Below are 23,926 nucleotides of genomic sequence, written 5' to 3'. Positions count from 1 at the left end.
GGATGCTGCAGATTTGCAGCATCCCCCTTTTTTGAGGGTTTGTGTAATGTGTTGAGTTGAATCTTTATTTTAGGTGCGGGTTCGGGCAATTTGTAGTATAATTGATCGCTATATAACACGACTCGGAGGTGCTGGCAGAATGATAAGAGCAATTGATATATTGAATCTGCCTTCCATGCGTGAAGGCTATATTGCAGCGGGAGGAAATGGTGCGTATCGTGTGATACGACGATTCGAGATTCTAGAAGAGACCTATCCAGCGGTTGTTCAGTATTTGGATGAGGGGATTTTTTATCTGACGAGTTTCTGGAGCCTGGCGGATAATAAAGAAAACCGGATACATCTGATTGAGGCGATGATCGAGCATCGATGTGCTGGGATCGGGATAATGCCTGGAAGTTACCTAAATGAGGAGATAGATCCTGAGATATTGAAATTGGGAAATGAATGTGGTTTTCCGATTTTATATATTCCTGTAACTGTTCGGTGGGGAGATATGGTTTCGGAATATAGCATCATCGCAAACAACAGCATGGAATCGATCGAACGCAGTTGGATGGATATGGCATTGGGGACCTTTGTTGATTTTCATGTGAATAAAGATCCGGATATGCTGTGCCGGAAAATGAGTGAGATTTTGCAGCTTCCGATTGTGATGAGTGCATTGACGGTTTACAGTTATGGAACAGAAGGAATTACGGTAGCTTTTTTGATTTCCCGGATTCAGAAGATACGACAGAATGAGGGGAATACGATGCAATCTCCGATGATGCTTCGAATTGATAGTTCACGCCTGGCAGTTGTATATTTTGGAGAAAACAGCATGGTGGCCTGCTGTCCGAGCCGGGGGTCAGTGCAGGAGAATATGCTTCAGCTATATCATCAGATGGCGCCTTATATAGTTCGGGAACTGGATAATATTTCTCAGGGCAGTAAAATACGAAAAATTGAACCAGCAATACCATACTACGGGAAAGCAAAAATATACATAGTGTTCATGCGATTTGATAGTTTTGACAAATCGAAATTAAACTTTGACAGAAAGTATATTTTGTATGAAAGTAACTATAATCAGAAATACTGTATTTTGTTAATTCCGGAAGAGGAAGGGATGAAATCGCCATATGATGTTTATTGCAGGTTGTCAGAAGATAATAAACCGAATTTGTTTGTGTTTTCACAAAGAAAATATAAAAATAAGGAACTGCATCGAGAGATCATGCGAATAAAAAATTTATTGAATTCTCTTCTGTTTTTGAAGGGACTTTACAGTATGGATGAGCTTTCTTTACTTTACCTGCTTACGAATGCGCCGAGGGAACAGAAAGTTCTTTTGTATTCGGCGGATCAATTAAAAATCAAATATTCAGATGAAGTGATAATTTTTTTGAACACACTTCGCCTTTATCTGGTTCTTCGCAGTATTAAAGAAGTATCACAGCTTTTGGGAATTCATGTTAATTCCGTAAAATATAGAATTGAAAAAGCAGTACAGTATATGGAAATGGGGAGCGATTTATCATTGAATGAAATATCATCGCTAGGAACACTTCTTTATCTGGAACGGATGACGGCAGAAAGACGTTAATGCACTCTGACTATCAGGAGGAGAAAGATGGATATTAGTATTATGGATGTGATAGGACCGGTCATGATAGGACCGTCCAGTTCCCATACAGCAGGGGCTGCAAGATTGGGAGGGGCTGCCCGCGCACTTTGCGGAAAAACGTTTAACAGAGCAGAATTTGGCTTACATGGATCGTTTGCGAAAACATATCGCGGACATGGAACTGATCTGGCATTACTTGCGGGTATTATTGGTATGAGTCCGGAAGACGGGCGGATTCCCGACGCGTTCCAGATTGCTGCTGAACAAGGACTCACCTGGAAATTTTTTGAAAAGCAGATGGAGGGAGTTCATGAAAATGCAGTAGAAATTCGCCTTTTTGATGGAGAGGAGCAGGTTCTTTGTATGGTAGGATCGTCTATTGGAGGTGGTCGTATCATGATTAATGATTTAAATGGCTGCCGGATTGATCTTTCAGCTGAGTTGCCTGCAATTGTGATTAGTCACATGGATCGAAAAGGCATGATTCATCAGATTACCAGCGTTCTTTTGGACGAAGACATGAATGTAGGAACTCTGAAGCTGACGAGAAATACGAAAGGAGAGCATGCACTGAGCATTATAGAGGTGGATGAGTCGGTGGATGATAAAATTCTTGAACGTCTTCGCCGGATTCCGGATGTATTGAGTGTACAGGCAGTACAGATATAACTTTCGGCAGGAAGGCCTAAGGTTACTGGGCACGTATGCGTGAACAGTAACGACCTAAGATATGTGCCAGGAATATGCAGTAGAATATAGAAGAAAGTGGGGAAGGCAGAGGTGTATAATACAATTGAGGATTTGTGCCGTACAGCCGAGGAACGAAATCAGCCGATGTGGATGGAGATTCTTGAAGATGAGATGCGTTGTACGGATAAATGTGAGGATGATGTCTGGAAAGAGCTGGAGAATCGATATGACATCATGAAAAATGGAACGACAGCGGCACTTGGTGAATCTGGAAAACGCCTTCGGAAAACAATGATCACCGGTATGGCGGAGCGCCAGTTCAGCTATGCAGAAAACGGAAATAGTCTGTGTGGGGTGGGTATCAATAAAATGATGGCACGTGCCATTTCGTTAAGTGAGACGAATGCGGCGATGGGTAAGATTTGTGCGGCCCCGACTGCAGGCTCGTGCGGAATTCTTCCAGCCGTTCTGGTTACGATGGAAGAAGAGTGGAATCTATCTAAGAGAAAGATCCTGGAAGGACTTCTCATTGCTTCCGGAATTGGAGCGGTGGTAGTGAAAAATGCCACTGTTGCAGGAGCGGAGGGAGGATGTCAGGCAGAATGTGGAGTGGCGGCTGCTATGGCAGCTGCAGCCGTAGTGTATCTGGCAGGCGGAACCTGCAGACAGCAGGCAGCAGCGGTGTCATTGGCATTGATTAATGTGATGGGATTGGTCTGTGATCCGATTGCAGGATTAGTTCAGATACCATGTGCACAGAGAAATGCGTCTCAGGCGGTGAATGCCATTGTCAGTGCAGATTTGGCACTGGCAGATACGGTGTGTCCGGTTCCGGCAGATGAGGCAATTGAGGCTATGTACAGAGTAGGAAAGCAACTGCCAAGAGAACTTCGGGAAACTGCATTAGGAGGAATTGCGGAGTCTGAGACAGGGAAGAGAATTGCCGATGAAATAAGGAATCAATGAGTAGTTTAGTAAAAGACAGGGTATTAAAGCGAATTTTAATGCTTGGAACGGGAGGCACGATTGCCTGTAAAAGCAGTGAGGATGGGCTCAAGCCCCTTCTTACATCGGAAGAACTGCTTAGGTATGTTCCGGATACAAAAGAGTTTTGTAAGGTGGATTCGCTGCAGGTGATTAATATTGACAGTACGAATATGCAGCCGCGTTACTGGCTGATGATTGCAGAGACCATTGAAAAACACTATGAAGATTATGATGGATTTGTGGTCTGCCATGGAACCGATACCATGGCTTATACGGCGGCAGCGCTTTCCTATCTGGTGCAGAATTCGAGAAAACCTATCGTTGTGACCGGCGCACAGAAGCCGATTGATTTGGAAATCACTGATGCCAGAACAAATCTTTCAGACAGTTTGCGGTTCGCCAGCAGCGATAAGGCATATGGTGTAACGATTGTCTTTGACGGCAAGGTGATTGCCGGAACCAGGGGAAAAAAAGAAAAAACGAAGAGCTACAATGCCTTTTCCAGTATCAATTTCCCTTATATTGCAGCCATCCTAGATGGGCATATTATTTTCTATCTGGATGATAAAGAGCAGATGAAAGAACCGGTGAGGTTTTATCATTCATTGAATTCGAAAGTGGGCCTTTTGAAGCTGATACCGGCCATGGATTCCGGCGTGCTGGATTACATGGCAGAACACTGTGATGCGGTGATTTTGGAGTCCTTCGGTGTCGGAGGCATTCCAACTTATGATTCGGGTGATTTTCATAAATCCATTGAAGATCTGGTGCGGACCGGGAAAACAGTTGTCATGACCACACAGGTAACCAATGAGGGCAGCAATATGTCAGTCTACGAGGTGGGAAAAAGCATTAAAAAGGAATTTGACCTCTTGGAGGCCTATGATATGACGCTGGAAGCGGTTGTGACAAAATTAATGTGGATTCTGGGACAAACCAGTGATCCGGAAGAAATACGGGAGATGTTTTATAAAACCATTAACCGGGATATGCTTTTTACTTGTGCGGTGCATGATTAAAGGAGATAGAAAAAACACTTCGGACAGTTTTTTTGGGAGACTATCCGGAGTGATTTTTTTGCCATTATATAGATAATGTCTATGATAGAAATGGTAATTTTTTGTAAATTGTCATTGACGATCCAGCCGCCGCGCGATACAATCAACCGCGAAAGGCGGTAATGGTATGGTACAGAAAGTGATTCGGGATCGCCTGGATGCGATCCTTCATTGGAATATATCCCTGGTCGGGGGATTTCTCGGAGCCTATGCGATTTTGCTTCATGCCGGAAACTTTGGCTCTGCTCAGACAGGCAACCTGATGGAGATGGGAGCGGAACTGGTATCGATGGAATGGTTTAACGTCCTTCTGCGTCTGGCTGCGCTGGTGCTGTTTGGACTGGGCGTGGCATCCGCATATCTGCTCACGAACTTTACGAAAATAAACATGCGGAAATTTGCCCTCTGGGTGGATGCGGCTGCGCTGGCACTGGCGTCGATGCTGCCGCTTGAACCGGCGCTGGTTGGAATTTATCCGATTTTCTTTGCATCCGCATTTCAGTGGGGCGTCTATTCCGGTGCCGACGGATTTAACAGTGCGACGATCTTTATGACGAACAACTTCAAACAGTCGGTGCTTGGCTGGCTGCAGTATGGTCTGACAAAGGATAAGGAATTTAAGAGAAAAGCAATTCTTTATACCTATACGGTCATCAGCTTTTTCCTGGGCGTGGTACTCGGAGCGTGGGCGGTCGGTCAGTTCGGCATCTACAGCGCCTATGTAGGCTTTCTGCCATTGGCGGCTGCGAGAACCTTTATCGCGGTCGGTACGGCTCCGCTTGAAAGCGAGACTCCGGAGGAGACGGCAGTCGAGGCGGCAGAGGAGATGGAAGAAGCAGAGAAGCTGGAGAAGGAGCAGAAGCTGTAAAGTCTGTTCCCTGCAAGTTTTCTACAGGATGAGGGAAAGAAAAGCGGCAGGAAACAGGCTTCGGCGGGAACAGGATGCGGAAAAATGCAGGCGTTTAAGAACAGCAAACGTGAAGCAGTGGACAGATTTAATGCTGGTGATATTGCTGCTGTAGAAATTTTCCCAGTATTCCTACTCCCTGATATAGCGCCGCAGACATAATACATAAAAGAATAATACTCATCACAACCATATCCATCTGGAATACCTGTGAGCCGTAGATGATCAGATATCCGAGTCCCTGTTTGGCAGCGAGAAATTCACCGATGATGACGCCGACCAGGCAGAGACCGATGTTGACCTTCATGTTGGCGAGAATCAGTGGGATTGAGCCTGGCAGCAGGACTTTGGTTAAAATATGAATCCGGTTTCCTCCGAGGGACCGGATTAATTTGATCTGGTCGGGATCCATCGAGGAAAATCCGTTGTGGAGTGTCAGGATCGAGCCGAAGACAGCGACCGAGATGGAGGCAACGATGATCGTGCGGATGTTGCTTCCAAGCCAGACGATGAGAATCGGGGCGAGGGCAGATTTCGGCAGACTGTTGAGCATGACGAGGTACGGCTCCAGAATCTCTGAAAGATTCCGGCTCGACCAGAGGAGAACCGCGCCGATCAGCCCGCAGAGGATGACCAGTGTAAAGCTGATCAGCGTTTCATAGAGCGTCACGCCGGTGTGGATGAGGATGCTTTTGTCCTGCATCATCCGCAGGAAACAGCGCACGGTGCGTGACGGGGAACTGAAAATAAACGCGTCGATGAGCCCCAGTCGGGCGCTCATTTCCCAGCATATTAAAAAGAAAACGAATAAGAAAATCCGGCAGAAGAGAACCAGACGGCGCCGATGGAGCTGGCGGCGGAGGTAGGCTTTCTGGGCGGTGGATTCTTTCTTACATTTCATACTTTTTGCCCTCCCCTTGCAGTGTCTTCCATAGTTCATTGAAATAAAGAGAAAAAGCCGGATCATTCCGGCGTTCCAGCGGTCGGTTAGCGGACAGCGGGAAGGTAACCGGCAGGATGCGGCAGATGGTTCCGGGGCGTTTAGTCAGAACCAGGATGCGGTCGGCGGCACTCACGGCTTCGGAGAGGTCGTGGGTGATCAGAATCGCTGTTTTGCGGCTCTCCCGGATGATGGTGCTGATATCGTCGCAGACGGTTAAGCGTGTCTGATAATCGAGCGCCGAAAATGGTTCGTCGAGAAGCAAAAGCTCCGGTTCCAGCGCCAGTGTCCGGATCAGGGCGGCGCGCTGGCGCATTCCACCGGATAGTTCGGAGGGGCGGGAATGCTCAAATTGTTCCAGTCCGTAGATTTTTAAGAGCCGGTGAAGGCGGTCTTCCGCGGCATGATCCATTTTTTTCTGAATTTCCAGCCCGAGGGCAGCATTCTGGATGATCGTCCTCCACTCGAAAAGCTGGTCGCTTTGCAGCATATAACCGATGCGGCACTGGCTTTTCGAGAGCGGAACCCCATTTATAAGAATGGAACCTTCTTCCGGCGGCAGGAGCCCGCTGATTAAGGAGAGCAGCGTGGATTTTCCACAGCCGGACGGTCCGACAATGGCGATAAATTCGCCGGTTTCTACCTGAAATGATATATCAGAAAGGGCTTTCGTCTCCCCGGATATCGTGTGGTAGGAGTAGGAAAGCCCGGAAACTTCCAGAATGGGCGGCATAAGCAAATACCTGGGTAACTGTGTATCAGTGGGACAGTTACGCTCCTTGAAACATTCTTACTTTAATAATATGCGGAAGTGAAAAGCCGGGTTACTGTATACGGGTAGGCACTTTTGGAACCGAAAGTGCCGTAAGAAAACGTGGTGGCAGCAGGAATTTGCCGTATTGAAATGCGAAGCCACGGCAAATTCCGTTACTGGACACGCATGCGTGTACAGTAACAAAGCCGGGTTACTGGTTCAGGCATACGTGCCCAGTAACAGCCGGGTTACAGGTTGTGTGAGAAGCGCCTTGCATTGGTTGACCCGTGTGGAAAAGAGATGCTATAATAAAATATAGGTAATTGTGGAGAGAAAAGCGTTTATAGACAGGATACAGGGGGTATTTATGATACGCAGATATACAGTGGCATTGATGCAGATGGATACACAGAATGATAAAGGAAAGAATCTGGAGACGGCATGCGCCTGGATTGACGAGGCGGCGGCAAAAGGGGCGAAGCTTATCTGTTTCCCGGAGGTGATGAATCTGATCGGCAAAAATATCGGTGAAGGCGGCGGACGCGAGGAAATTCCGGGGTACACGACCGAGCGCCTCTGCGCGAAAGCGAAGGAACACGGCGTCTATATTCACGGGGGCAGTATCACGCAGGCACTTCCGGGGGAAAAACGATCGGCAAATACGAGTGTGCTGATTTCTCCGGAGGGGAAGATTCTGGCGACATACAGCAAACTGCATATGTTTGACATCACGCTGGCGGACGGCACGCCATACCGGGAGTCGGACCGGGTCAAACCGGGCGATTCGATTGTGACGGTGGAGACGGAGCTGGGCGTTTTTGGAATGTCGATCTGCTATGATGTGCGTTTTCCGGAGATTTACCGGCTCATGGCGCTTCGCGGGGCGCAGGTTATCTTTGTTCCAGCGAGCTTTACGATGCCGACGGGAAAGGATCACTGGGAGGTTCTTCTGCGGGCGCGGGCGATCGAGAACGGCTGTTACATCGTGGCACCGGGACAGATTGGACAGAAACCGGCGTATGCGGCATACGGCAACAGCCTGGTGGCAGATCCGTGGGGAACGGTGATTGCACGGTCAAAGGATGCACCGGGGATCACCTATGCGGAGATTGATTTAGATTATCTGGATAAGATACGGAAGCAGATTCCGTCGCTGGAAAACCGGCGGAGTGATTTGTATGAAGTGAGTGAGAAGAAGTAAGGCGTGAATATTTTCAGCCGGCAAAATGGCATGTGGACGGAAATGAAAAACGGGTGTATTCGGGCAAATGGATAAAAAGAACAGAGAAAAATGGAGTCCAGGGGGGAAAACCATGGTAAAGGTGTTTCTGGTAGAGGATGAGGCGATCATCCGGCACGGTATACGGGATAATATTGACTGGGCGAGCCACGGATTTGAATTTGCGGGGGAGGCGGGCGACGGCGAGTACGCGTATCCGCTGATATTGAAGGCACAGCCGGATATTCTGGTAACGGATATCAAGATGCCGTTTATGGACGGGCTGGAGCTGAGCCGTCTGGTGAAAAAGGCGCTTCCGCGCACGCGGATCATTGTGCTCAGCGGCTACAATGAATTTGAATATGCAAAAGAGGCGATCAAGATAGGAATCAGCGATTATCTGCTGAAACCGGTATCCTCGGCGGGACTCATCGACGCGTTGAAAAAGGCGGCGGACGAGATCCGGGAAGAACGGGAAAAATCGAGGCTTCTGGAGCGGTATTTTGTCAGCTACGAAAAATATACGGAATTTCTGGATAAAACGGATTACAGCGGTGTTGACCGGAAGCTCATCAACGATTTTTTAAAGCTCGGCTCAGTCGAAGAGTGCAGTCCGTTTGTCGAGGAGTATTTCGCAGCGATCGGTGAACATAATTACAAATCGCTCTTGCTGCGTCAGTATATGACGATGGATATTTTTTACTGTGTGCAGGAGTTTTTGAAGAAATTGAAAGCGGATCCGCCGGAGGTTCCGGAAAGTGTGGTTGACATAAAACGGGTTCCGAAGGTGATCGAGAGCGTGGAGATGACGAAAGCCTATCTGGTCGATGAGTTTACGGTTGCCCTGCAGGCGCGTGACCGGGCATCGAACGACCGTTATGGCAGCGTGATCCGGGATGCAAAGGAATATATCCGGGCAAATTTCAGCCAGAGCGACCTGTCACTGAACCGGATTGCCGTGCACATTGGCGTCAGTCCGAGCTATTTCAGCTCGATTTTCAAGCAGGAGACGGGGCAGTCCTTTGTGGAGTATCTGACGCAGGTGCGGATGGAACGTGCATGTGAGCTCTTGAAATGTACCTCCTACCGGACTTCCGAGATTGGAGAGCAGGTGGGATACAACGATTCACACTATTTCAGCGCGGCGTTCAAGAAAGCGATGGGACAGTCGCCGAAAGAGTATAAGGCGAGCCAGACGCGGCAGGAGTAAGAAAAGTGTCAGTACATAACTGAAAAAGGGAGGAAAGATATGGGAGTGGAGCAGGGGCAGATTGGAAAAACAGAAGAGATGGCAGAGTTGAATAAAAATCAGGATCCGGGCGTTGATTCGTTATCCGCTGCCCGTCCATATCGCCCTCTTTCTCTCCGCGCCCGTCTGATCCTTCTCCTCTTCGTGATTGCCATTCCATTAACAGGCATGGCGCTCGGATTCCAGAAGATGATCGCCTCCTATTCTGCTTCCTACGACGCGATTCTGGCAAATCTCAAGACGGCGAATGAGTACAACATAAAGTTTAAATCGGATATGGAGTATTCGATGTACCGTGTTATGATCGGGCTGATTGACGCGGAACAGTTCGAAAATGGAGATATTGTCGAGGGCGAGACGAAGTATGCGACGGTGGTCAAGAATCCCCACAGCCTGATTGCGTCGGCGAGACAGGCGTTCGGAACGACGATCGAGCGGGAACCGGGGTCGGACTGTGATATCAAGATAAGAGGTATCCTCTCCTGTCTGGATTCCCTGGAGCGGGCAGTGGATAAAATGATTGGAAATGCCGCCGCCGGTGGATATTACGATGAAAATGTCAATATCTGGGAGAATGACATCCAGGGTCTGTGCTCGATGATTCAGGATTACATCACGCAGTATACCTATTATGAGATGATCAACATGGAGCAGCTTCAGAAAGAGCTGAAGGTGCAGATGGCGGATCAGATGCAGAGCTATCTGGCGCTTCTTCTGGTGGTGCTGGTGGTCGGTATGTTTCTGGCAGTCACGATCACGAAATCCATCACGGAACCGCTGCAGCAGTTACAGAGGACGGCAGAACAGCTCGGCCGCGGGAACCTGAATGCGAGGGCGAGAACGGGCGGACTGGAAGAGATCAACGTGCTGGCACGGGCGTTTAACCAGATGAGCGACCGCATCCGGCGGCTGCTTGATAAGACGAGGCAGGAGCAGAAGAACCTGCGGGAGCTGGAGCTGCGCCTCCACCAGGAGCAGATCAGTCCCCATTTCCTCTATAATACACTTGATTCGATCGTATGGATGGCAGAGGGCGGCAACAACCGCCAGGTCGTGGAGATGACGACGGATTTAAGTGACTTTTTTCGCACGGTTTTATCGGGCGGGCGCGATTTCATCACGATCGAGGAGGAAGAATCACACATCCGGAGCTATTTAAAGATTCAGAAGATCCGGTACGAGGACATTCTCGACTATTCGATCGAGATCGAGCCGTCCATCCGGCACCGGATTGTGCTGAAAATGCTGCTGCAGCCGCTGGTGGAAAATGCCCTCTACCACGGCATCAAAAATAAGCGCGGCGGCGGATGCATTGTGCTCCGCGGCTATGAGGATCGGAATGGGCTTGTCTTTGAGGTGGAGGACGATGGGATTGGCATGGATGAGGCGGAGCTTGCCGCCGTGCGCGCCAAGCTGACACTGGAGCCGGAAGAGGAACTTGCCCCGATCGGCAGCGGCGGATTTGGGTTACATAATGTGGCACAGCGGATTCAGATGTATTATGGCGATCAGGCTGAGATCCTGGTTGAATCTGAAAAGAATATCGGCACCTGCTTTAAGGTTTATTTGGGAAATCAAAAAAAATCATAACTTTTTCGAAAAAAATTGTAATTTTTTAAAGACATACCCGGAAAAACACAGAAAACGACAAACATCGCAAAAAAATAATATACCTTTTTCCAAAGATGCCCCGTATCCATGATGCGGGGTGTTTTGTTATAATAAATACGCAAAAACAAATATATTGGGTCTTATAAGGAGGAAACAGTATGAGAAAAAGATTAGTGTCCGCAGCTTTAGCAGCAGCAATGGCGTTATCCATGACCGCTTGTACAAGCAATCCGGCTGAGAAAGAGACGGAGGCAGCAGCTCCGGCTGATACAGAGGCAGCAGAAGAGGGCGAAGAGAAAGAAGCGGCAGCAGACGGCGATCTGATTACCGTAGGTTATGCACAGGTTGGTGCTGAGTCTGACTGGAGAACAGCCAACACCGAATCTTTCAAATCTACATTTACTGAGGAAAATGGTTACAAACTGATTTTCGACGATGCACAGCAGAAACAGGAAAATCAGATTAAGGCAATCCGTTCTTTCATCCAGCAGGGTGTTGACTACATCGTAGTTGCTCCGGTTGTTGAGACTGGCTGGGAGACCGTTCTGGAAGAAGCAAAAGAGGCTGGTATCCCGGTTATCCTTTCTGACCGTCAGATGCAGCTTTCTGATGACAGCCTGTATGAGGCATGGGTAGGCGGAAACTTCGTAAAAGAAGGCGAGACCTGCGGCGACTGGCTGGCTAAATACTTAGAGGATCAGGGACGCGGTGACGAAGAGATCAACATGGTTACCATTCAGGGTACCATCGGTGCATCCGCACAGGTTGGCCGTACAGAAGGTATGGACAACAAGCTGAAAGAGCACTCCAACTGGAAGATGCTTGACAGACAGTCTGGTGAGTTCACACAGGCAAAAGGACAGGAAGTTATGGAGTCCTTCTTAAAGAGCTATGATGACATCGACGTTGTTATTTGTGAGAATGATAACGAGGCATTTGGCGCCATCGATGCTATCAAGGCAGCTGGCAAGACCTGTGGTCCGGAGGGCGACATCATCGTTGTAAGTTTTGACTCTGTAAAGGCAGCTTTCGAGTCCATGATCGCTGGTGACTTAAACGCAACCTTCGAGTGCAACCCGCTTCATGGTCCGCGTGTAGCTGAAATCATCCAGAAGCTGGAAAAAGGCGAAGAGGTTGAGAAGATTCAGTACGTAGACGAAGCATACTTCGATACAAGCATGGATCTGGAAGAAATCTTAAAGACAAGAGCTTACTAATTCGATTTTGAATGGTATTTTTAAATGTAAATAATCGGACAGGCAATCGCTTTTGACCGTAAGTGAATGAGTGTCAGACCGGAGGTTTCGGCGGACGGCAGGCACTTGGCAATCAGGAGGCGCGGGGCTGGAGGCTTAGGTTTCCGTCCCTGCGCTTTCTTTTTCAAAAAATAAGGAGGCAAAGCTTTTATGGAAAAGGATTCCGTTCTTGAGATGAGGCATATTTATAAGACATTCCCGGGTGTAAAAGCTCTGCAGAATGTGGATTTTACCTTAAAAAAAGGCGAAATTCATGCCCTGATGGGGGAAAATGGCGCAGGAAAATCCACGCTGATCAAAGTCCTGACGGGTGTAGAGGAGTTTGAAACAGGGGAAATCATGATAGACGGCTGCGATCATGCGATCATCAACCGCAGCCCGCAGGAAGCACAGAACCGGGGCATCAGCACCGTGTATCAGGAAGTCAATCTCTGTCCGAACCTGACGGTTGCAGAGAATCTGTTTATCGGACGCGAACCGCGAAAAGGCGGATTGATTGACTGGAAAACAATGAATAAAAAGGCCAGCAAACTGCTGCAGGACCTTGACATACATGCAGATGTAACACAGACGATCGACAATTATTCGATTGCAATTCAGCAGATGGTAGCGATCGCCCGTGCAGTCGATATGTCGGCAAAGGTATTGATTCTTGATGAACCGACCTCCTCCCTTGATGATGGGGAGGTAGAAAAGCTCTTTAATCTGATGCGCCGCCTGAAATCCGAAGGCGTCGGCATCATATTCGTTACCCATTTCCTGGAGCAGGTGTATGCAGTCTGCGATAAGATCACCGTTCTTCGGAATGGGCAGCTGGTAGGACAATTTACGACGGCGGAGCTTCCGAGAGTCCAGCTGGTTGCCAAGATGATGGGAAAGGATTTCGATGATCTGGCAGCGATCAAGAATTCCAAGAGTGAGGAGAAACACGGCGAAGAGGACATCGTCATCAAGGCGGTGGGACTCGGAAAGAAAGGATACATAAAACCGTTTGATCTGGTGATTCACAAGGGTGAAGTTGTCGGATTTACCGGGCTTCTGGGTTCGGGACGTTCTGAGACGGTTCGTGTCCTCTATGGAGCGGAAAAACCGGATGAGGGCGAGCTGAGCGTCAAGGGCAGACCGATCGCGGCGCGCCACCCGCTGACTTCGATGAATGCCGGCATGGCATATCTGCCGGAGGATCGGAAAAACGAGGGTATCATCGCGGATCTGTCCGTGCGTGAGAACCTGATCATGGCGCTTCAGGCAAAACGCGGTATGTTCCACCTGCTCAGCCGCAAGCAGCAGGAAGAATTTACCGATAAATACATTGATATGCTTCAGATTAAGACCGCCAGCCGTGAGACACCGATCAAATCACTCTCCGGCGGCAACCAGCAGAAGGTAATCATCGGACGCTGGCTTCTGACAAACCCGGATTTCCTGATTCTGGACGAGCCGACCCGTGGTATCGACGTCGGAACCAAGACAGAGATTCAGAAATTGGTCGTAAAACTGGCAGAACAGGGCATGGCAGTCGTGTTTATTTCTTCCGAGATCGAGGAGATGCTCCGTACCTGCGACCGCATGGTCGTTATGCGCGATGGTGCAAAGGTAGGAGAACTTTCCGAGGATGAGATGAACCAGTCCAACATTATGTCAACCATTGCAGGAGGACAGTAGCTATGAAAAATATGACGTTCAAAAAAATTACCTCGCAGAGGCTGTTTCTCCCGATTTTCTGCCTTGCGCTGGTATTGCTGGTAAATATCGTCACGACGCCGAACTTCTTCGCGATCGAGGTGCGGAACGGCGTTCTCTACGGATACTTAATCGATATCATCAACCGTGCGTCAGAGCTGGTGATTCTGGCAGTCGGCATGACGCTTGTCGTATCGTCCTCCGCTGGAACAGATATTTCCGTCGGCGCGATCATGGCGGTCAGTGCGGCAGTCTGCTGCAACCTCTTAACCGGCGGCGAGCGCGCAGCAACTGCATATGCCAATCCGCTGATTCTCGGCTTCATGGCAGCGCTCATCGTCGGCGCGGCGATTGGCTGCTTCAACGGTTTTCTGGTTGCAAAGTTAAACATCCAGCCGATGGTAGCGACTCTTATCATGTTTACCGCCGGGCGCGGTATCGCCCAGCTGATCACGGATGGACAGATCACATACGTGCGCGTGGACAGCTACCGTACCCTGGGCGCTTCCCTTCCGGGATTCCCGGTTCCTACCCCGTTTATCGTGGCGGTCGTCGTTGTGGCGCTGACTTCATTACTCTTGAAGAAAACGGCACTGGGTATGTACATCCAGTCGGTCGGTATCAATAAACGGGCGTCCCAGCTTGTCGGCATCAAGTCGGTCATGATTATTTTCCTCACCTACGCGTATTGTGGACTCTGTTCCGGTCTTTCCGGTCTGATTGCTTCCAGCCGTATCTACTCGGCGGATGCGAATAACATCGGTCTTAATATGGAACTGGATGCGATCCTGGCAGTTGCCATCGGCGGAAACTCCCTTGGCGGCGGTAAATTCTCGCTGGCAGGTTCCATCATCGGCGCGTATACGATTCAGGCGCTGACGACCACTCTGTATGCGATGCACGTATCCTCGGATCAGGTTCCGGTTTACAAGGCGATCGTGGTTGTCATCATCGTAGCACTCCAGTCACCGGGATTTGCTAGATGGAGAAAATCCCTGGCACAGAAAAAAGAACTGGGCGCGGCAGGAAAGGAGGCGGCATAAATCATGAAAGAAAAGAAGAGATTAAATCAGAACACGTTCCTGCTTCTTGTCACGATCCTGCTGTTCTTCGTGATGTACGCGATCGGCTGCGTGCTCTTTAACGCACAGGGCTTTGCCAAGACACAGAACTTCTTAAACCTCTTTATTTCCAATGCGGGTCTGATTGTCATCGGTATCGGCATGACGATCGTCATGATCACCGGCGGTATCGATATCAGCGTCGGTTCCTTCGTGGCGATGGGCTGTATGATGTTGGCATGGATGATGGAAAAAGGCGGTATCGGTGCGGTTCCGGCGGTTCTCATCGTGCTGGTGACCGGGATTGTCTTTGGTCTGGTACAGGGATTTCTGGTTGCCTACATGGATATCCAGCCATTCATTGTTACCCTGGCGGGTATGTTCTTTGCCCGCGGCATGACTGCGATCATTTCCAAGGACATGATCAGTATTACGAATGAAACTTTCATGGCATGGGCGAAGATGAAACTTTATATTCCGTTCGGCGGCTATCTCAACAAAAAAGGCATGATGATTTATCCATATATCTATCCGACGGTTGTGATTGCGCTGGTTCTTCTGGTTCTGGCATTTATCATGCTGAAATATACGAAATTTGGACGCAGCATTTATGCGATCGGCGGCAACGAGCAGTCAGCGCTGATGATGGGCTTGAATGTGCGCCGGGTAAAACTGAAAGCCTATATCCTGGACGGTTTCCTTTGCGGCGTCGGCAGTGTCCTTTTCTGTCTGAATACGCTGGGTGGCTTCGTTGAGCAGGCAAAGGGCTTCGAGATGGATGCGATCGCTTCCTCTGTTATCGGCGGCACGCTCTTGACCGGCGGCGTCGGTAATGTATTCGGAACCCTGTTTGGCGTCCTTATCAAGGCGACGATCGAGGCATTTATCACTTTCCAGGGAACACTTTCTTCCTGGTGGACCCGTATCACGATCGCGGCGCTTTTATGCTTCTTCATCGTGCTTCAGTCGATCCTTGCGATGGTAAAGAAGAAAAAGTAGAAATTCTCTTCCGGAGACAGACAAACCGGCATGAATGTCTGGTATGACAGCATCAAGATAGAACAGTCAAAATGACGGGAAATATCCATGCAAAGAGAGAGAAGACATCTGAAAAAAGTACAGTACATATTAGAAACAATATAAAGCTGTATTCTCTTGATTCGACATAATTCGAGAGGAAATCAGCAAACCTATACATGATGCATAAATATTTAGCGAAAACAGCCGCTTTAATTTATGCATCATTTGTATTCCTGCTAAAATGATGTCAAAATCAGGCGTTAAATTTATAACAATATACAAAATAAAATACAACTTTATGAAAAAATGCTCTTGTATTTACTTGCACAATTTGTCCTGGATTGTTATAATAAAGTTACTAAAAGTTGTGAAAAGCAACAAAGCAGTGCGGCTGGGGTGCCGCTTGCAAAGAAAATTTTATGGGAGGTAGTTAGAATGAAAAAAATGTTCAAACGTGCCGCTGCATCCATGACAGCAGCAGCGATGGCAGTGAGCATGACCGCATGCGGCGGCTCTGGAGCAGCAAATGCGACACAGGCAGCAGATGCTTCTGCAGCAGAAGGAAGCGAGGCAGCAGCTTCGACGATCGACAACAAAGACATTAAGATCGGTGTTTCCATCTGGTCCTCCACCGATGTTCTTGGTTCCCAGTGTAAGCTGATCATCGACGAGGCAGCAAAGGCTCTGGGCGTTCAGGTTCAGTACGTTGACCAGGGTCATGTGTCGGAGAAGGTTACCGCATCCGTAGAGCAGTTAGCAGCAGCAGGATGCCAGGGTATCATCATCTGCAACTCTTCTGATACAGAGATGACATCCGCTATTAAGACATGTAATGACAATAAAGTATATCTGGCACAGTTCTTCCGTGTTATCAGCCAGGAGAACAGCAAGGATATCTATGATTTAGCAACCGCATCACCGTACTACATCGGCGCTGTTCATGAGAACGAGCCGGAGAACGGTGAAAAATTAGTTCAGATTCTTCTGGACAAGGGCGACAGAAACATCGGTCTGATCGGCTGGGAGCAGGGCGACGCTACCTGGCTTGGCAGATGGGAAGGCTACAAAGCTGGCGTTGAGAAATGGAACGCAGAGCATCCGGATGATCAGGCAAAACTGTCTGAGCCGCAGTACGCAGGTACTTCTTCTGAGGGTGGTTCCAAGGCAGCAGAGGCTCTGATGTCCGCAGATCCGACTCTGGATGCACTGATTCCGGCAGGCGGCGGCGGTGACCCGCTTCAGGGCGCTATCGCAGCAGTTGAGCGTGCAGGCAAGACTCAGGATATCGACATCGTTTCCACAGACTTCCTTCCGGATCTGGGCGAGAGACTTGAAAATGGTTCTATGGCCGGTGAGTCCGGTGGACATTACTGCGATCCGCTTATCGCTTTCATGATGGTTTACAACGCAATCAAGGGCAACTACACAGGTATCGAGGGCAACTTCGAGGATGTTCCGTTCCCGTATCTGTATGTATCTTCTCCGGACGACTACAAAGCATATGAGCAGTACTTCGTAGATCAGCTTCCATACACCGATGAGGAACTGGTAGCTATGTCCGAGCTTAGCCTGGATGACCTGAAAGCAACTGCAGCTGGTATCTCCATCGAGGATGCTGCACAGAGAGCAGGCAACTAATTAGTTCAGAAACTGATTCGAATTATAGAATTTTAAGAGGCTGAATGTAATAGAAAAGGCCGGTATCGCACGGCGCGATGCCGGTCTTTTCTTTAAAAGAAAAAAGAAACTGAGCAGTTATGAATGAGGTATAAAATATGGGTTCTTCTGTTGTTGAAACAACCGGAAAGAAAAAACTTTCGGGAACTGCCAAGGGTTATATCATCCTGGTGGGTTTGGTAGTGCTTTCCTGGGCGATTTTTAAAGCTCTGACGCCGGGCAATTTTGGTTCTCCGGCCAATATGCTGAGTTATTTTCAGGCCAGCCTGATCGCGACGGTTGGCGCTGTTGGTTTTTACTTTGTTATGGTTATGGGTATGTTCGATTTCTCCATCGGCGCGAACATCATGCTTTCAGCGATTGTAGGCTGTGTATTTGCCTCTCGTTTCGGCATGGGATATGCCGGTCTTATCATCGGCAGCGTGCTGACTGGTACGATTGTCGGACTTTTAAACGGTGTTTTTTATGTAAAACTCCGTATCCCGTCCATGATTGTAACGACGGGTCTGGCTCTTATCTATGAGTCGGTTGCCAACTACATCGCAGGCGGCGTGGAGCAGACGCTTCCGTCCAACCTCCGTGCATTCGGACAGATGCCGTGGAACATTATTCTGGCACTTCTGGCATGTGTGGCAGCTTACATTTTCTTAAATTATACAAAGATTGGTACTTATACATATGCGATCGGCAGCAACGAGTTCGTAGCGAAAAACATGGGTATCAATGTCAATAAGTACAAAGTGCTTGCATTTATTTTGAGCGGCGCATTTTTAGGTGTTATGGCTATCTTGACGATCAGCTATGGTTCCTCTATGGTAGCGGTAACCGGTATGGCGTCGATGAGCCGTAACTTCGTTCCGACGATGGGATGCTTCTTCGGTCTGGCATTTAAGAAATATGGTATGCCGCTGCAGGCGATTGTCATCGGAGAGTTCGTTATCAACATTATTTTCTTTGGTTTCATCGCGATGGGCGCACCGACAGCAATTCAGGACGTTATCACGGGTCTGGCACTGTTAATTATCATCACGCTGACCACAAAAGCAGAAAAAGGCGAGATTGTCAAGTAAATCGAGGGAGGAAATGCAATGAGCGAGGTAAGATTACAGGTAAAAAATCTTTGCAAGTCCTTCGGTATCACGAAGGCAGTTCAGAATGTGTCTTTTAATGTCAATAAAGGCGAGGTTCACGCGCTGATCGGAGAGAATGGTTCCGGTAAATCGACGCTGACCAACATGCTGACCGGCATCTACAGTATCGGAAGCGGTACCTTCATTCTGGATGGGAAAGAGATTCATCCGAAGAATCAGGTAGAGGCCAACAACGAGGGTGTTTCTATCATCGTACAGGAGTTAGGAACCCTGTCGGGACTTACAGTAGCGGAAAATATATTCCTGGGACACGAAGATCAGTTCGTACATATGGGAATTAAAAATACAAATGCCATGAATAAAAAGGCGACGGAGCTTCTGAAACAGTACGGCTTCGAGCGCATCAAGGCGGCAGACATCATCGACAACTACAATTTCGAGGATCGGAAGCTGGTCGAGATCGTAAAGGCGACCTACTTCAATCCGAAGATTGTTGTCATTGATGAGACGACCACGGCACTTTCCCAGGAAGGTCGTGAAGAACTTTACAAACACATGAACCGCATCCGTGAGAGCGGCAACACGGTTATCTTTATCTCCCATGACCTTCCGGAGATTCTGGAGAAGTCAGATACCATCACGATCCTGCGTGACGGCGTTTACATTGATACCGTCAAGAGCAAGGATGTGACCGAGGACGATCTGAAACGTCTGATGGTAGGCCGTGAGGTAACGGGTGATTATTACCGTGCAGATTACGGCGAGAAAGTATCAGATGAAGTTGTTCTTTCTGTTAAGAACGTGACGGTTCCGGGACTCATCGAGGATGTCAGCTTTGATCTTCACAAGGGCGAGATCCTTGGCTTTGGCGGTCTGTCCGAGTCTGGTATGCATGAGATCGGCAAAGCAATCTTCGGCGCTTCCTATGACAGAACCGGTACGGTACAGCTGGCAGACGGAACGCAGATCAACGATATCCCGAGCGCGATCAAGCACAGCATCGCGTATACGTCGAAGGATCGTGATAATGAGTCGGTTGTTTTAAACCAGAGCATCGGCGACAACATCTGCCTGCCGTCCCTGGATTCGCTGGCAAACAAGCTTCACCTGTTGAGCGATAAGAAATTAAGAGAATTTTCCAACCAGTTTGCAAAACAGATGTCCGTTAAGATGGTAAACGTAAACCAGTTCGTTTCGGAGCTTTCTGGTGGTAATAAGCAGAAGGTCGTTCTGGCAAGATGGATTGGAAAAGATTCCGATATTGTCGTTCTCGACAGTCCGACCCGTGGTATTGATATCAAGGTTAAACAGGACATTTACCAGTTAATGAACCAGATGAGAAAGAACGGAAAATCGATTATCATGATTTCCGAGGAGCTGATGGAGCTGATTGGTATGTGCGACCGCATCATTATCATGAAGGACGGCAAGATCAGCGGTGAGCTGGAACGTGATGAGGCGATGGATGAGAACAGCCTGATCACGATGATGGTATAAGGAGGATGCAATGGAGAATCAAGTTAAGACAAGTACGGAAAATAAAGAGCAGCAGCTCAAAAAGTTATCAAAAATGACGATGATCCGTTCGCTTCTGCCGATTGCGGGACTGATTATTATCTTTCTTATGTTCAATGCCCTGACGAATTTCCGGATGATGAATAACCTTCCTCTGGTACTTTCCCAGGTGTATGTCACTATGATTTCGGCAACCGGCGTATTCTTTATCATGACGATGGGCGGTCTGGATTTCTCCCAGGGTTCCATCCTTGGTATTGCATCGATTGTTGTCTGCATGGTTTCCAAGACCAGCATTCCACTGGCGATTGTGGCAGGTATCGCGGTTGGTGCAGCGATCGGTGCCATCAACGGTTACTTCTATGTATACCGCAAGATTAAATCCTTCATCGTTACGATTTGTACGATGTTCTTATTCCGTGGATTTATCAAATATCTGACGACCAACGCGCCGGTAGCCGGCTCTGCGATGTTAATCAACTTCGACAGCACTGAATTAAAGCTGGCTTGTACGTTGGTGGTCCTGATTATCGGATTTATTTTATTCCGCTTTACCAAGTTTGGTACTTATTTAAAGGCGATCGGAGCAGGTGAGAAAGCAGCGATGTTCTCCGGCATCCGTACCGACCGCATGAAGTTCCTTATCTACACACTGGCAGGTGCGATCACAGGATTTGCCGCATTTATCAATGTTATCAAGGTTGGTTCGGTTACTTCTTCCGGTGGTAACCAGCTTGAGACCCAGATCCTGATTGCACTGGTACTGGGCGGTATGCCGATTTCCGGTGGTGCGAAGGTACGTTTTGAGAATATCATCGTTGGTTCTCTTCTGTACATCGTCCTGAACAGTGGTCTGACGATGATGGGCTTTACCACACAGATGATGCAGCTCATCCAGGGTGTTGTATTCCTGATATTCGTAGCTGTATTCGCAGACCGTCAGTCTCTGCAGGTTATCAAATAGGACAGACAAAAGCGACATCTGGAGGTTACAGTATGAGGGAGAACAGCAGCCGGAATCAGGGTGGACTTAAATATCAGAAGCTCTACAACTGGGGTCGGACGCTGATTATGAGCGGGGTGCTCCGGAATATGGACAAGTTTCCATCCGAGCATATGCTCCAGAATAAATTTGGATACTCCCGCCAGACGGTCCGCAACGCGCTCGACCGCCTGGAGCAGGACGGGCTGATTGCCCGGGTCAAGGGAAGCGGCACCTACGTTTCCTATGCGCCGGAGAAGGATAAGGAAGAACGTCCCCGCATCGGACTGATTCTCAGTTATTTTTCAGATTACCTGTTTCCGCAGGTGTACGAGGGAATCGAGTCCGTCCTGCGGGAGGAAGGTTATGAGATCAGCGTTTCGGTCACGCGTAACCGCTTAAATGATGAGGCCCTGTATCTCAAGGGGATGCTGGGGCGCAATGTGTCCGGACTCATCATCGAGGGGACGCGTTCCAGTTTCCCGAATCCGAATCTGCGGCTTTACAAGGAGATACGGCGGAGAAATATTCCGACGCTGTTTATTCACAATCATTACCAGAATGAGACGTTTGACAGCGTGGAGATGTCGGATGCGCGCGCGGGCTATGAGTTGACGCGGATTTTGATACAGAACGGACATACCCGGATCGGCGGTATTTTCAAATACGATGACTGGCAGGGGATCGAGCGTTACCGCGGCTTTATCGAGTGCCTGTCGGATTTCGGGATCGATTTCCAGGAGGACTGGATCCGCTGGTATTCGACCCGGGATATGGAAGAAAAATTAAGCAAAAAAGGACTCCAGCGGATGTACCGCCGGACGAAGGACTGTACCGCGATGATCCTCTACAACGACGAGGTAGCGGGCAGCTATATGGATTTTTTAAAGGACCGCGGACTGCGCGTGCCGGAAGATATTTCCCTGGTATCGTTTGATGATGCCGGACCGGTGCAGGAGGGGGATCTCACGATCTTGTCCGTGATTCATCCCAAGTACAATCTTGGGCGGCTGACAGCGCGCAATCTTCTGCGGATGATAGAGGATTCGGATTGGCAGGAAAAGAAGTATTCGTACCGGTTTCCGGTGATGTTTAACAACGGAAATTCGGTTCGGGATATACATTGAAAATGACAAGGAGGCAGATTAAAATGAAAAAGTTATACTTTATTGTGGGTTCCCAGGACTTATACGGAGAGGAATGCCTGAAACAGGTTGCAGAAGACAGCCGTCAGATGGTTGCATTCTTAAACGAAAAAGTGGGCGATCTGGCAGAGATCGAACTTCTTCCAACCGTAGAGACTTCTGAAATCTGTATTCAGGATATGCGGAAAGCTTCCAATGATGATGACTGTGTCGGCGTTATCACATGGATGCACACCTTCTCCCCTGCAAAAATGTGGATCAAGGGTCTGCAGGAATTAAGAAAACCGCTGCTTCATTTACATACACAGGCAAATGAGAAGCTTCCGTATGATGAGATCGACATGGATTTCATGAACCTGAATCAGTCCGCACATGGCGACCGTGAGTACGGCTTCATCGTTGCCAGAATGGGTATTCCGCATGAGGTTGTAGCTGGATATTACAAACATGATGATGTGGTAGCAAAGATCCGCCAGTTTGCATCCGTTGCAAAGGCCATCTCCTACTCTAAGTCCTTAAAGGTAGCTTCCTTCGGCAACAACATGCGCGAGGTGGCGGTTACCGACGGCGACCGCGTAGAGAGCCAGATCAAATACGGCTGGGAGTGCAACTACTATGCACTGGGCGATCTGGTTGACATCATCAACCAGATAACCGAGGAAGAGATCGACGCGAAGATGAAAGAGTATACCGATAAGTATACAATGAAGACCGACCGCATTGATTCTGTCCGCGAGCAGGCTAAATACGAAGTGGGTCTGGAGAAATTCCTCTCCACGAACGGAATCGGTGCATTTGCAGACACCTTCCAGGATCTGCACGGCTTAAAGCAGCTTCCGGGTATCGCAGCACAGAACCTGATGGGCAAAGGCATCGGCTTTGGTCCGGAGGGCGATTACAAGATTTCCGCTCTGTCTGCAGTCCTGATGAAGATGTCCGAGGGCAAAGAGGGAGCAACCGGATTTATTGAGGATTATACCTACGATCTGACTCCGGGACAGGAGTTAGAGTTAGCTTCCCATATGCTGGAGGTTCCGCCGGCATTTGCAGCAACCAAACCGGAGATCGATGTAATTCCGCTGGGTATCGGCGGCAAGGAAGATCCGGCAAGACTGATTTTCGACGGCGTGACCGGCGATGGTATCCAGGTAACGATGGTAGATATGGGCGATCATTTCCGCATCATCTGTGCAGATATCGAGCTTGTAAAACAGCCGAAACCGATGCCAAAACTTCCGGTAGCGAGAATTATGTACCGTCATAAACCGAACTTCCAGATCGGTACGGCTGCATGGTGCTACGCAGGCGGCGCTCATCACTCCGTTGTATCTACCGCTCTGACGAGAGATGACATCGCTATGTTCGCGCGTCTGACCGGTACCGAGTTAATTACAATCGGCGAAGATACGACAGAGGCTGATTTACAGAAATTCTTTATGAAATAATAGGGCGTTTGAAAGATAAAAATTTTT

The 23,926-nt window shown here is 48.7% G+C and carries 20 protein-coding genes; 18 read left to right on the top strand and 2 right to left on the bottom strand.

Annotation, left to right across the window (positions count from 1 at the left end; genetic code table 11):
• Positions 1-73: 73 nt before the first annotated feature.
• The 5 genes from C7U56_RS06085 to C7U56_RS06065 all read left to right on the top strand — a co-directional run bounded on the left by C7U56_RS06085 (position 74) and on the right by C7U56_RS06065 (position 5,212).
• Positions 74-1,588, top strand: coding sequence for a PucR family transcriptional regulator (locus C7U56_RS06085; protein ID WP_146143911.1), 1,515 nt, complete (start codon positions 74-76; stop codon positions 1,586-1,588).
• 27 nt (positions 1,589-1,615) lie between these two features.
• The gene (sdaAB, locus tag C7U56_RS06080; protein WP_107000601.1) at positions 1,616-2,278 is read left to right on the top strand and encodes an L-serine ammonia-lyase, iron-sulfur-dependent subunit beta; all 663 of its coding nucleotides are present in this window, start codon (positions 1,616-1,618) and stop codon (positions 2,276-2,278) included.
• A gap of 111 nt (positions 2,279-2,389) precedes the next feature.
• A complete protein-coding gene (gene sdaAA, locus C7U56_RS06075; RefSeq protein ID WP_107000600.1) occupies positions 2,390-3,265 on the top strand; it encodes an L-serine ammonia-lyase, iron-sulfur-dependent, subunit alpha in 876 nt (291 codons plus the stop codon).
• Entirely contained in the window at positions 3,262-4,305 is a 1,044-nt protein-coding gene (locus C7U56_RS06070; protein ID WP_107000599.1) for an asparaginase, read from the top strand. The genes sdaAA and C7U56_RS06070 overlap by 4 nt, the downstream gene beginning before the upstream one ends.
• Positions 4,306-4,471: 166 nt before the next feature.
• A complete protein-coding gene (locus C7U56_RS06065) occupies positions 4,472-5,212 on the top strand; it encodes a YoaK family protein (protein WP_107000598.1) in 741 nt (246 codons plus the stop codon).
• Positions 5,213-5,339: 127 nt separating this feature from the next.
• Here the strand turns inward: C7U56_RS06065 and C7U56_RS06060 are convergent, their stop codons facing one another.
• Together C7U56_RS06060 and C7U56_RS06055 are read right to left on the bottom strand one after the other, a co-directional pair.
• Complete coding sequence (locus C7U56_RS06060) at positions 5,340-6,152, bottom strand: ABC transporter permease (protein ID WP_107000597.1); 813 nt, start codon at positions 6,150-6,152, stop codon at positions 5,340-5,342.
• The gene (locus C7U56_RS06055; RefSeq protein ID WP_107000596.1) at positions 6,142-6,924 is read right to left on the bottom strand and encodes an ABC transporter ATP-binding protein; all 783 of its coding nucleotides are present in this window, start codon (positions 6,922-6,924) and stop codon (positions 6,142-6,144) included. Before C7U56_RS06055 ends, C7U56_RS06060 begins: the two co-directional genes overlap by 11 nt.
• Before the next feature lie 388 nt (positions 6,925-7,312).
• Between C7U56_RS06055 and C7U56_RS06050 the strand changes: the two genes are divergently transcribed.
• From C7U56_RS06050 to araA, 13 genes are all read left to right on the top strand, one after another.
• Positions 7,313-8,146, top strand: coding sequence for a carbon-nitrogen hydrolase family protein (locus C7U56_RS06050; RefSeq protein ID WP_022358927.1), 834 nt, complete (start codon positions 7,313-7,315; stop codon positions 8,144-8,146).
• A gap of 112 nt (positions 8,147-8,258) precedes the next feature.
• On the top strand, positions 8,259-9,374 hold the full coding sequence (locus C7U56_RS06045) for a response regulator transcription factor (RefSeq protein WP_107000595.1): 1,116 nt from the start codon (positions 8,259-8,261) through the stop codon (positions 9,372-9,374).
• A 39-nt stretch (positions 9,375-9,413) separates the two neighbouring features.
• Entirely contained in the window at positions 9,414-11,003 is a 1,590-nt protein-coding gene (locus tag C7U56_RS06040) for a sensor histidine kinase (protein WP_107000594.1), read from the top strand.
• Positions 11,004-11,182: 179 nt separating this feature from the next.
• A complete protein-coding gene (locus C7U56_RS06035; RefSeq protein WP_107000593.1) occupies positions 11,183-12,241 on the top strand; it encodes an ABC transporter substrate-binding protein in 1,059 nt (352 codons plus the stop codon).
• Between the two features lie 189 nt (positions 12,242-12,430).
• Entirely contained in the window at positions 12,431-13,945 is a 1,515-nt protein-coding gene (locus C7U56_RS06030; protein ID WP_107000592.1) for a sugar ABC transporter ATP-binding protein, read from the top strand.
• A 2-nt stretch (positions 13,946-13,947) separates the two neighbouring features.
• Positions 13,948-15,006 carry an ABC transporter permease gene (locus C7U56_RS06025; protein ID WP_107000591.1) on the top strand — a complete coding sequence of 353 codons (1,059 nt, stop codon included), beginning with the start codon at positions 13,948-13,950 and terminating at the stop codon, positions 15,004-15,006.
• Positions 15,007-15,009: 3 nt separating this feature from the next.
• Positions 15,010-16,023 (top strand): ABC transporter permease subunit, encoded by a 1,014-nt coding sequence (locus C7U56_RS06020; RefSeq protein WP_107000590.1) that lies wholly within the window; start codon positions 15,010-15,012, stop codon positions 16,021-16,023.
• Between the two features lie 456 nt (positions 16,024-16,479).
• Positions 16,480-17,682 carry a sugar ABC transporter substrate-binding protein gene (locus C7U56_RS06015; protein WP_107000589.1) on the top strand — a complete coding sequence of 401 codons (1,203 nt, stop codon included), beginning with the start codon at positions 16,480-16,482 and terminating at the stop codon, positions 17,680-17,682.
• 137 nt (positions 17,683-17,819) lie between these two features.
• On the top strand, positions 17,820-18,791 hold the full coding sequence (locus tag C7U56_RS06010) for an ABC transporter permease (protein ID WP_107000588.1): 972 nt from the start codon (positions 17,820-17,822) through the stop codon (positions 18,789-18,791).
• An 18-nt stretch (positions 18,792-18,809) separates the two neighbouring features.
• Entirely contained in the window at positions 18,810-20,309 is a 1,500-nt protein-coding gene (locus C7U56_RS06005; protein ID WP_107000587.1) for a sugar ABC transporter ATP-binding protein, read from the top strand.
• A gap of 10 nt (positions 20,310-20,319) precedes the next feature.
• On the top strand, positions 20,320-21,291 hold the full coding sequence (locus C7U56_RS06000; RefSeq protein ID WP_107000586.1) for an ABC transporter permease: 972 nt from the start codon (positions 20,320-20,322) through the stop codon (positions 21,289-21,291).
• A gap of 32 nt (positions 21,292-21,323) precedes the next feature.
• Positions 21,324-22,436, top strand: coding sequence for a GntR family transcriptional regulator (locus tag C7U56_RS05995; protein ID WP_107000585.1), 1,113 nt, complete (start codon positions 21,324-21,326; stop codon positions 22,434-22,436).
• Between the two features lie 23 nt (positions 22,437-22,459).
• Complete coding sequence (gene araA / locus C7U56_RS05990) at positions 22,460-23,899, top strand: L-arabinose isomerase (RefSeq protein ID WP_107000584.1); 1,440 nt, start codon at positions 22,460-22,462, stop codon at positions 23,897-23,899.
• Positions 23,900-23,926: the final 27 nt, after the last annotated feature.

This window comes from Clostridium fessum (assembly GCF_003024715.1).
In the GTDB taxonomy this organism is placed as follows: domain Bacteria; phylum Bacillota; class Clostridia; order Lachnospirales; family Lachnospiraceae; genus Otoolea; species Otoolea fessa.
Note: the sequence above shows the minus strand (reverse complement) of the source record. Positions and strands in the feature narration are given on the sequence as shown.